1 protein-coding gene is annotated in these 999 nt (G+C 58.7%); it reads right to left on the bottom strand.

Annotated elements, in window-relative coordinates:
- The coding region (locus AC0L28_RS34650; RefSeq protein ID WP_473482982.1) for an IS481 family transposase at positions 1 to 943 on the bottom strand (943 nt) is incomplete at its 3' end.
- Positions 944 to 999: the final 56 nt, after the last annotated feature.

Here is a 999-nt window from a genome sequence, read left to right as displayed (position 1 = left end):
TGTTTAGTCCCGGCATTTGATGGGTGGGATCGAATCGGAACCGTTCAGGCTCTTTTGCCCAGATTTTGCAGATGAACTCGTGGGGTGTGAGGCCCTTGAGGGTCTTAAGCCGGCGCGCGAAATTGTAAGCTAAGATGAAGTCGGCGAGATGCCGGCGCAGTTGATCGTGATCGTCATAGTGGAAGCGCTTGACGGTGGCGTCCTTGATGGTCCGATTCATCCGCTCGACCTGGCCGTTCGTCCAGGGATGGTTGATCTTTGTGAGCCGGTGCTCGATGCCATGTTCGTCGCAGATGCCGTCGAAGATGTGCTGAAGGGCATGCCGGTCGCAGGTCCGGTTGGTGAACTGAATGCCGTTGTCGGTCAGAATGGTATGGATGGCATAGGGCACGGTCGCGATCAGGTTGCGAAGGAATTGGGCCACCGCCATCTTGCCCGCCGTCGGGTGCAATTCCGCATAGGCGAATTTCGACGTCCGATCGATGGCCACGAAAAGGCGCAGCTTGCCCTCGGCGGTCTGCACCTCGGCGAGGTCGATATGGAAATAGCCGAGCGGATAGGCGTTGAACTTCTTCCTGGCCGGCTTGTCGGCGTCCTGCGGCAGCCGCGAAATGCCATGGCGCTGAAGGCAGCGATGCAACGACGAGCGCGTCAGATGCGGGATCGAGGGCTGTAGGGCATAGAGGCAATCATCCAGCGCCAGCAACGTGTGCTTGCGAAAGGCGACGATCACCGCTTCCTCTTCGAGCGACAGCACTGTCGATCTTGGTTTCTTCGGGCCGGTGGGAAGATCGGCGGTCGAGGTCCGGTTCCTCCACTTTCTAACGGTCTTCTGATCGATGCCGTAGCGCTTGGCCAGCGCTCTCAGGCTCTCTTGACTATGCTGTATCGCTCGACGGACTGCCTCTGTCGTCGTGGCGCGGCGGTGTAGAACCTGTCCCATAGCGCATCCTTTGATTCGGACGGCAATGATGCGCCATTAAAGTCCGGGATCAAACA

This window comes from Mesorhizobium sp. WSM4847 (assembly GCF_055811335.1).
Note: the sequence above shows the minus strand (reverse complement) of the source record. Positions and strands in the feature narration are given on the sequence as shown.